This is a genomic window from Streptomyces sp. B1866 (genome assembly GCF_031932565.1).
Taxonomy (GTDB): Bacteria; Actinomycetota; Actinomycetes; order Streptomycetales; family Streptomycetaceae; genus Streptomyces.
In genome coordinates this window covers 1-8,643 of record NZ_JAVSCF010000266.1, presented here as the reverse complement: position 1 = coordinate 8,643, position 8,643 = coordinate 1, and the positions used below count along the sequence as shown (strand labels likewise).

Genomic DNA, 8,643 nt, shown 5'->3' with positions numbered 1-8,643 from the left:
GGCACGGCGGGCAGACCCCGGACGGCCCCCGCGTCCCGCCCCGCCCCCAGGGCCGGCCCGAGGACCCGGGCCCCGCCGCGGGCGGCGCCGGAGGACCGGCCGGCCCGGACGGCTTCGGCGAGGCGGGCGGCACCGGCGGCGCGAGCGCCGCGGAGCCGCCGAGGAAGCAGCGGTCCTTCTGGCGGGAGCTGCCGCTGCTCGTGGCGATCGCGCTGCTCCTCGCGCTGCTGATCAAGACGTTCCTGGTGCAGGCGTTCTCGATCCCCTCCGGCTCCATGCGGGACACGCTGGAACTGGGCGACCGGGTGCTGGTCGACAAGCTCACCCCGTGGTTCGGCTCCAAGCCCCACCGCGGCGAGGTGGTCGTCTTCCACGACCCGGGCGGCTGGCTGGACGACAGCGAGACGTCGGACTCCTCCAACGACGTCGTCAAGGGCATCCAGAAGGCGCTCAGCTTCATCGGCCTGATGCCGTCGGCCGAGGACAAGGACCTGATCAAGCGGGTCATCGCGGTCGGCGGGGACACCGTGGAATGCCGCCAGGGCGGCAAGGTCACGGTCAACGGCAAGCCGCTGGACGAGCCGTACATCTTCCCCGGGAACACCCCGTGCGACGACCGCCCCTTCGGCCCGGTCAAGGTGCCCAAGGGCCGCCTGTGGGTGATGGGCGACCACCGCCAGGCGTCGTCGGACTCCCGCTACCACGAGAACCTGAACAAGGGCACGGTCTCGGAGGACGAGGTCGTCGGCCGGGCGATCGTCGTCGCCTGGCCGGTCAACCGCTGGAGCGTCCTGTCGGTGCCCGGCACCTTCGACCAGCCCGGCATCGGCACCGCCCTGTCGATGGCCCCCACCGCGCTGGGCCTGGCCGGCGCCGTCCCGGTCGTGCGGTGGCGGCGCCGCAGGCAGCGCGGTTCGCGGTCGGCGAACGGCTGACTCACGCCCGTACCGCCAGGTAGGGTGCCGGTCGCGGGCCGCGGCGGGCGGCCGGCACCCCCAGGGGGCGGCACGAGGCGGGAGCGACACGGATGACGGGACCCCCAGGAGCCGGAGCCCGGGCCGCGGACGCCCGGGACGGCGGACGCGGCCGGCTGGTCTCCGGCCTGGTCGTCGCACTGGGCTGCCTGCTCTTCCTGGGCGGGGCCGGCTGGGGCGCCATCGCCTACAAGCCGTACTCCGTCCCCAGCGACTCGATGGCGCCGACCCTGCGACAGGGCGCCCGCCTGCTCGCCCAGCGGATCGACGGCGACGAGGTGCGCCGCGGCGACGTGGTGATCTTCCGCGACCCGCTCTGGGGCCAGAACCTGTCGATGGCCAAGCGGGTGGTCGCGGTCGGCGGCGACACGGTCGCCTGCTGCGACCGGCGGGGCCGGCTGACCGTGGACGGCCGACCCGTCGAAGAACCGTATCTGCACGCCCGGGGCCCGGCCTCGGTCACCCGGTTCTCCGCGACCGTCCCCGCGGACCGGCTCTTCGTGATGGGCGACCACCGCGCCGACTCCGTGGACTCGCGCGCGCACCTCGGCGACGGCGCCGACGGGTCCATACCGCGCGACGCCGTCCGGGCCAGGGTGGACGCCGTCGTCTGGCCGCTGTCCGACCTCGGCACGGTGGGACGGCCCGACGGATTCGCGGACCTGCCCGGCGGCGTCTCGCAGCCCGGCCCGCTGCGGGTGATCCTGGCCCTCACGACGGTCGGCGCCGCGCTCGTCCTGGGCGGCGCGCTGTACGGGCCGGTAGCCCGCGCGGCGGCCCGCCGCCGCGCGCGCGGCCGGCCGCGGCGGGAGGCGGTGGCCGGTGGCTGACCAGGCCGGACCTCCGGGCGGCAGGCCGGAAACCGGGCCCGGCGACGACGCCGGCCTGCGCAGGGTCGCGCGGGTGGTGCTGCTCGACCCGCACGACAGGATCCTGCTGCTGCACGGCTACGAACCCGACGACCCGGCGGTGACCTGGTGGTTCACGCCGGGCGGCGGCCTGGAAGACGACGAGAGCCGGGAGCGCGCCGCGCGCCGCGAACTGGCGGAGGAGACCGGTATCACCGATGTGGAACTCGGCCCCGTGCTGTGGCGGCGGGTGTGCTCCTTCCCCTTCGCCGGGCGGCGCTGGAACCAGGACGAGTGGTACTACCTCGGCCGCACCCGGCAGACCGCGACCCGCACGGCCGGGCAGACGGAGCTGGAGCGGCGCAGCGTCCGCGGCCTGCGGTGGTGGACGCCCGGGGAACTGGCCGCCACGCGGGAAACGGTGTACCCCACACGGCTCGCCGAGCTGTTGCGTACGCTGCTCGACGAGGGACCCCCGGGCGCGCCGGTGGTCCTGGAGACCGAGCGCGTCTGACGCACAATGGGGGGACGCACGGCTGAAGGGGAACATGCCATGAGCGCCGAGGACCTCGAAAAGTACGAGACCGAGATGGAGCTGAAGCTCTACCGGGAGTACCGCGACGTCGTCGGCCTGTTCAAATACGTGATCGAGACCGAGCGCCGCTTCTACCTGACCAACGACTACGAGATGCAGGTGCACTCGGTGCAGGGCGAGGTCTTCTTCGAGGTCTCGATGGCGGACGCGTGGGTCTGGGACATGTACCGGCCCGCCCGCTTCGTCAAACAGGTGCGCGTGCTGACCTTCAAGGACGTGAACATCGAGGAGCTGAACAAGAGCGACCTCGACCTTCCGAGTGGCTGAGTTGTCCACAACCCGCCGGTAGTCCACAGATTCCGACCAAGATCCCCTGAAGTCCCGCCCAGGCGTCACCGTCGGTACCGGAGGTGGTACCGATGCCGAGGTCAGGCGGGAACAGGCCGCCCGCGCCCGCGCGCCGGGGTGCGCGGACGCGGGAGCCGCAAGGGCTCCGGGAGCCCGCACGCGGCGGGCGTCCCGGGCGGCCGGAGGAGTCCGGGCGGCCGGAGGAGTCCGGGCGGCCGGAGGAGTCCGGGCGGCCGGAGGAGTCCGGGCGGCCGCGGGAGCGTGCGCGGCCGCGGGCATACGAGCGGCTGGAGACGACCGGAAGCCGGGAGGAAGGCGGGCGGTCGGCGCCGCCCGGTCCGCCCGACCGGACTCCTCCGCCCGACCGGGCCGGGCGAGCCGGTCGTCCCGGGCGCACGGCCCAGGCCCGGCGGGCCCTCGGGCGGTACGGAGAGGACCTGGCCGCCCGCCTGATGGCCGAGGCCGGGATGACCGTCCTGGAGCGCAACTGGCGGTGCCGCGAGGGTGAGATCGACATCGTCGCGCTCGACGGGGCGGCCCTGGTGGTGTGCGAGGTCAAGACCCGCCGCGACCGGTCCTACGAGCACCCCATGGCCGCGGTCACCCCGCGCAAGGCCCAGCGGCTGCGGGCGCTCGCCGAGCGCTGGATGGAGCGGCACGGCGGCCCGCCGCCCGGCGGCGTGCGCATCGACCTGGTCGGCGTGGTGCTGCCCGGCCGCGGCGCCCCTGTGGTGGAGCACGCGCGGGGGGTGGCCTGATGGGGTTCGCCCGCACCTGCTCGGTGGCCCTGGTCGGCGTCGAGGGCGTCGTGGTCGAGGTGCAGGCCGACCTGGAGCCGGGCGTGGCCGCGTTCGCACTGGTGGGCCTGCCCGACAAGAGCCTGGTGGAAAGCCGCGACCGGGTCCGCGCCGCCGTCGTCAACTCCGGCGCCGAATGGCCGCAGAAGAAGCTCACCGTCGGCCTCAGCCCCGCGTCCGTGCCCAAGAGCGGCAGCGGCTTCGACCTGGCCGTGGCCTGCGCCGTCCTGGGCGCCGCCGAGCGCGTCGACCCGCGCCAGATCGCCGACCTGATGATGATCGGAGAGCTGGGCCTGGACGGCCGGGTGCGGCCCGTGCGCGGCGTGCTGCCCGCCGTGCTCGCGGCCGCCGACGCCGGATACCAGCAGGTGGTCGTGCCCGAGCAGACGGCCTCGGAAGCCTCGCTCGTACCCGGCGTCGCCGTGCTCGGCGTGCGCAGCCTGCGCCAGCTGATCGCGGTGCTGGCGGACGAGCCGGTGCCCGAGGAGGAGGACCGGCCCGGCCCCGGCGAGCCGGACCCGATGCTCGCCGGGCTCCTGCTGCCGGGCGCCGGCACGGGCACGGGCGTGACGTCCGGCCCCGGCACCGCGGCCCGCCCGCCCGACCTGGCCGACGTCGCCGGGCAGCACACGGCCCGCGCCGCCCTGGAGGTCGCGGCGGCGGGCGGGCACCACCTGTACCTGATGGGGCCGCCCGGCGCGGGCAAGACCATGCTCGCCGAGCGCCTGCCGGGCCTGCTGCCGCCGCTGACCCGGCAGGAAGCCCTGGAGGTCACCGCCGTGCACTCCGTGGCGGGCATCCTGCCGCCGGGCCAGCCCCTGGTGGACGCGCCGCCCTACTGCGCGCCGCACCACTCGGCGACCATGGCCGCCCTCGTCGGCGGCGGCAACGGGCTGCCCCGGCCGGGCGCGGTCTCCCTCGCTCACCGCGGCGTGCTCTTCCTGGACGAAGCGCCGGAATTCAGCGGGCGGGCCCTGGACGCGCTGCGGCAGCCCCTGGAGTCCGGGCACGTGGTGGTGGCCCGCTCGGCGGGCATGATGCGGCTGCCCGCGCGCTTCCTGATGGTGCTGGCCGCCAACCCCTGCCCGTGCGGCCGCCACGGCCTGCTGGGCGAGGGCTGCGACTGCCCGCCCGCGGTAGTGCGGCGGTACCAGGCGCGGCTGACCGGCCCGCTGCTGGACCGGGTCGACCTGCGGGTGCACGTCCAGCCGGTGAACCGGGCCGAGCTGGCCGGAGGACCGGCCGCGGCGGAGAGCACCGCGGCCGTCGCGGCCCGGGTGCGCCAGGCCCGGGAGCGGGCCCTCGCGCGCTACGCCGGCACCCCCTGGACCACGAACGGCGAGGTGCCCGGCCACGAACTGCGCACCCGGTGGCGCACCGCCCCGGAAGCCCTGCGGGAGGCCGAGCACGACCTGGAGCGCGGGCTGCTCACCGCCCGCGGTCTCGACCGGGTGCTACGGGTGGCGTGGACCGTCGCCGACCTGGCCGGCCACGACCGGCCCGACGCGGTCGACGTGGCCCGGGCCCTGCACCTGCGCACGGGCGTCAGCCGTGGCGTTCCGGCGGGGCGGCCGTGAGCCGCGCACCCGACGGCGGCCGGTCCGCGCGGCCCGCCGACGAGCCCGGGCGGCACGGCGCAGAGCCCGGGCGGCAGGGCGGGCCGCCGCCGGCCGCGGACGGACCGGAGGGGCAGGCCGGGCCGGGCGGGGACGCCCACGGGCCCGGACCGGACACCCCGCGGGAGACCAGCGGCTCGGCGCCGGACGGCGGCCGCGCGCCACAAGAGGAGCGGCTCGCGCGCGCCGCGCTCACCCGGCTGGTGGAGCCGGGCGACGAGACGGTCGGCCGCTGGCTGCGCGAGCTGGGACCGGTCGCGCTGCTGCGCGCGCTGACCGGGCAGGCCGCGCCGCCACCCGACGCCACCCCGCAGCGCCTGGCCGGATGCGCGCTGCGCGCGTCCGGCACCGACCCGGCCGCCGACCTGGCCGCCGCGGCCCGGCTCGGCGGCAGGTTCGTCTGCCCCGGCGACCTGGAGTGGCCGGGCCAGCTCGACGACCTGGGCGACGCCCGGCCGGTCGGCCTGTGGGTGCGCGGCCGGCCCTCCCTGCGGACGTGGGCGCTGCGCTCCGTCGCGGTCGTCGGCGCCCGGGCGTGCAGCGACTACGGCGCCCACGTGGCCGCGACGCTCGGCGCCGAGCTGGCCGAGCGGGGCTGGACGGTCGTCTCCGGCGCCGCGCACGGAGTGGACGGCGCGGCGCACCGCGGGGCGCTGGCCGCGGGCGGGGCGACCGTCGCCGTGCTCGCCTCCGGGGTCGACCGGCCCTACCCGCGGGCCCACGCGGGGCTGATCGAGCGCATCGCCGGGCAGGGGCTGGTGGTCGCCGAGCTGCCGCCCGGCGCGCACCCCACGCGCGGCCGCTTCATCCTCCGCAACCGCGTGATCGCCGCGCTCACCCGCGGCACGGTCGTGGTGGAGGCCGCGTACCGCAGCGGCTCCCTGGTCACCGCGCGCCGCGCGCAGCGGCTCGGCCGGTTCGCCATGGGCGTGCCCGGCCCGGTGACCAGCGGCCTGTCCGCGGGCGTACACGAGCTGCTGCGCGGCGAGGCCGTGCTGGTCACCGACGCCGCCGAGGTCGCCGAGCTGGTCGGCGGGATCGGGGACCTCGCGCCGGAGCGGCGGGGGCCGCTGGTGGACCGGGACCTGCTGGACCCCGTGACGGCACGGGTGCTCGAAGCGTTGTCGGCTCAGGGCGGTCGCGACGGCCGCGCGGTGGCCCGGGAAGCCGGGACGAGCACCGACGAGGCCGTGGCCCGCCTGCACGAGCTGCTCGCACTGGGCTTCGTCGCGCGGCGCGGCGACCACTGGACGCTGGTTCACCCTGCGTGCCGGGAAGGTCACGCGCGGCGAGGCGGTCCTTAAATTTGGCGCAATCGGGTGAAAGGGTTGAGGCGATGACCGTATCCGCACACCGTCACGCCGACTCCCTTCGCATAGTGCGATGGCTCTGTCACGCTACGCTCACAAGGTTCCGACAGAAGCACACGACATCACCCACGTCATGGCAGAACGGCTCAAGGCGACGTATGCCCCAGCACATCCCCGGGACTGACCGCGCGACGGCCCCGCCCGCCGCCCGCGGCGCCGTGCGGCCCGCTGCCCCCTCATCGCTCGATGAGCTGTGGCGGTCGTACAAGGCCACGGGCGACGGGTGGCTGCGGGAGCAGTTGATCCTGCACTACTCGCCCCTGGTGAAGTACGTCGCGGGACGCGTCAGCGTCGGGCTGCCGCCCAACGTGGACCAGGCGGACTTCGTGTCCTCCGGCGTGTTCGGCCTCATCGACGCCATCGAGAAGTTCGACCCCGAGCGGTCCATCAAGTTCGAGACCTACGCGATCACCCGCATCCGCGGCGCCATGATCGACGAACTGCGCGCGCTGGACTGGATCCCACGCTCGGTCCGCCAGAAGGCCCGCGCGGTCGAACGGGCCTACGCCACGCTGGAGGCCGCACTGCGCAGGACCCCCACCGAGGCCGAGGTGGCGGCCGAGATGGACATCGGCCTGGACGAACTGCACGGCCTTTTCAGCCAGTTGTCGCTCGCCAACGTCGTCGCCCTGGAGGAGCTGCTGCACGTCGGCGGCGAGGGCGGCGACCGGCTCAGCCTCATGGACACCCTGGAGGACACCGCCGCGGACGACCCCGTCGAGGTCGCCGAGGACCGCGAGCTGCGGCGCCTGCTCGCGCGCGCCATCAACACGCTGCCCGAGCGGGAGAAGACCGTCGTCACGCTCTACTACTACGAAGGGCTCACCCTCGCCGAGATCGGCCAGGTGCTCGGCGTCACCGAGAGCCGGGTCAGCCAGATCCACACCAAGTCCGTGCTCCAGTTGCGGGCCAAACTCGCCGACGTCGCCCGCTGAATCGTCCCTTCTGCGTCGCCCGTCCGGAGAACTCTTCCGTACAGTGGTGCCGTGCCCAGGATTCGAGCGGCCTCCGTGGCCGAGCACCGGACGATGCAGCGCGCCGCCCTGCTGGACGCCGCCCGCTCCCTGCTCTCCGAAGGAGGCACGGAAGCGCTGACCTTCCCCGCCCTCGCCGAGCGCACGGGCCTGGCGCGGTCCTCCGTCTACGAGTACTTCCGCTCCCGCGCCGCCGTCGTGGAGGAGCTGTGCGCGGTGGACTTCCCCGTCTGGGCCGCCGAGGTCGAGGACGCCATGCGGCGCGCCGACACGCCCCAGGCGAAAATCGAGGCGTACGTGCGGCAGCAGCTCGCGCTCGTGGGCGACCGGCGCCACCGGGCCGTGGTGGCGATCTCCGCCGGCGAGCTGGACGCCGCGGCCCGGGAGAAGATCCGCGCCGCGCACGGCGGGCTGGTCTCCCTCGTCGTCGACGCGCTGCGCGCCCTCGGCCACCAGCAGCCGCGGCTGACCGCCGTGCTTCTCCAGGGCGTCGTGGACGCCGCCGTCCGGCGCCTGGAGCTCGGCGCGGCCGAGGACCCCGGGCCCATCACGGAGGCGACGGTCGCCATGGCGCTGCGCGGCGTGCGCCTCTGACGCCTCTGACGCCTCCGAGGCCACTGACCGGGGCCCTCCCCTCCCCTCCCCCCGCCCCCTCCCTCCCCTCCCTCCCCCTGGGCTCACCGCCTCACGGACCCGGTGCGCGGGGCCGTGGCAGGAGGCGCGACGGGCCGCCGCGCAGCATCGGCGGGGGCAGCAGCGACAGCGGGTCCAGGTAGCTCCGTCCGCGCAGCAGGCCCCAGTGCAGGCAGCCCTCCGCGCAGTGGTACGGCCCGGACTGCACGACGCCGACCACCTGTCCCGCGGTCACCTGCTCGCCCGCCGTCACCGTGGCCAGCACCGGCTCGTAGGTCGTGCGCAGGGCGGGGGCGCCGCTGTCCCCCAGCTCCACGCTGAGCACGCCGCGGCCCGCGACCGGGCCGGCGAAGGACACCCGCCCCGCGGCCGCCGCCCGCACCGGTGTCCCGGCGCGGGCCGACAGGTCGACGCCGCGATGGCCCGGCGCCCAGGGTGCGGGCGGCGGTTCCCACGTCCGCAGTACCAGGGGCCGCCCGGCGCCCACCGTCCCGCGCACCGGCCAGGCCCGCGCGCCGGCGGGGGCCCGCGCCACGGCGCCGGTCCGC

9 protein-coding genes and 1 pseudogene are annotated in these 8,643 nt (G+C 76.1%); 9 read left to right on the top strand and 1 reads right to left on the bottom strand.

Annotated elements, in window-relative coordinates; genetic code table 11:
• The 9 genes and pseudogenes from lepB (RKE29_RS25160) to RKE29_RS25120 form a co-directional block, all read left to right on the top strand.
• The coding region (gene lepB / locus RKE29_RS25160; RefSeq protein WP_312007916.1) for a signal peptidase I at positions 1-935 on the top strand (935 nt) is incomplete at its 5' end.
• Positions 936-1,027: 92 nt separating this feature from the next.
• On the top strand, positions 1,028-1,804 hold the full coding sequence (lepB, locus tag RKE29_RS25155; RefSeq protein ID WP_312007915.1) for a signal peptidase I: 777 nt from the start codon (positions 1,028-1,030) through the stop codon (positions 1,802-1,804).
• Positions 1,805-1,859: 55 nt separating this feature from the next.
• The gene (locus RKE29_RS25150) at positions 1,860-2,336 is read left to right on the top strand and encodes an NUDIX hydrolase (RefSeq protein ID WP_312007919.1); all 477 of its coding nucleotides are present in this window, start codon (positions 1,860-1,862) and stop codon (positions 2,334-2,336) included.
• A gap of 39 nt (positions 2,337-2,375) precedes the next feature.
• Positions 2,376-2,684, top strand: a complete 309-nt coding sequence (locus RKE29_RS25145; RefSeq protein WP_004944840.1) for a DUF2469 domain-containing protein — start codon at positions 2,376-2,378, stop codon at positions 2,682-2,684.
• 425 nt (positions 2,685-3,109) lie between these two features.
• Positions 3,110-3,463 (top strand): annotated as a pseudogene (locus RKE29_RS25140) (YraN family protein); the annotation flags it as partial.
• The gene (locus RKE29_RS25135; RefSeq protein WP_312007913.1) at positions 3,463-5,079 is read left to right on the top strand and encodes an ATP-binding protein; all 1,617 of its coding nucleotides are present in this window, start codon (positions 3,463-3,465) and stop codon (positions 5,077-5,079) included. The pseudogene RKE29_RS25140 and the gene RKE29_RS25135, both read left to right, overlap by 1 nt.
• 239 nt (positions 5,080-5,318) lie before the next feature.
• Positions 5,319-6,422: a DNA-processing protein DprA gene (dprA, locus tag RKE29_RS25130; protein WP_312007918.1), complete on the top strand. Its 1,104-nt coding sequence runs from the start codon at positions 5,319-5,321 to the stop codon at positions 6,420-6,422.
• A gap of 164 nt (positions 6,423-6,586) precedes the next feature.
• Complete coding sequence (gene whiG, locus RKE29_RS25125; RefSeq protein WP_312007912.1) at positions 6,587-7,423, top strand: RNA polymerase sigma factor WhiG; 837 nt, start codon at positions 6,587-6,589, stop codon at positions 7,421-7,423.
• A gap of 75 nt (positions 7,424-7,498) precedes the next feature.
• Positions 7,499-8,056 carry a helix-turn-helix domain-containing protein gene (locus RKE29_RS25120; RefSeq protein ID WP_312007917.1) on the top strand — a complete coding sequence of 186 codons (558 nt, stop codon included), beginning with the start codon at positions 7,499-7,501 and terminating at the stop codon, positions 8,054-8,056.
• A gap of 91 nt (positions 8,057-8,147) precedes the next feature.
• Here RKE29_RS25120 and RKE29_RS25115 read toward each other — a convergent pair.
• A partial coding sequence (locus RKE29_RS25115) for a M23 family metallopeptidase (RefSeq protein ID WP_312007911.1) occupies positions 8,148-8,643 on the bottom strand: 496 nt, incomplete at its 5' end.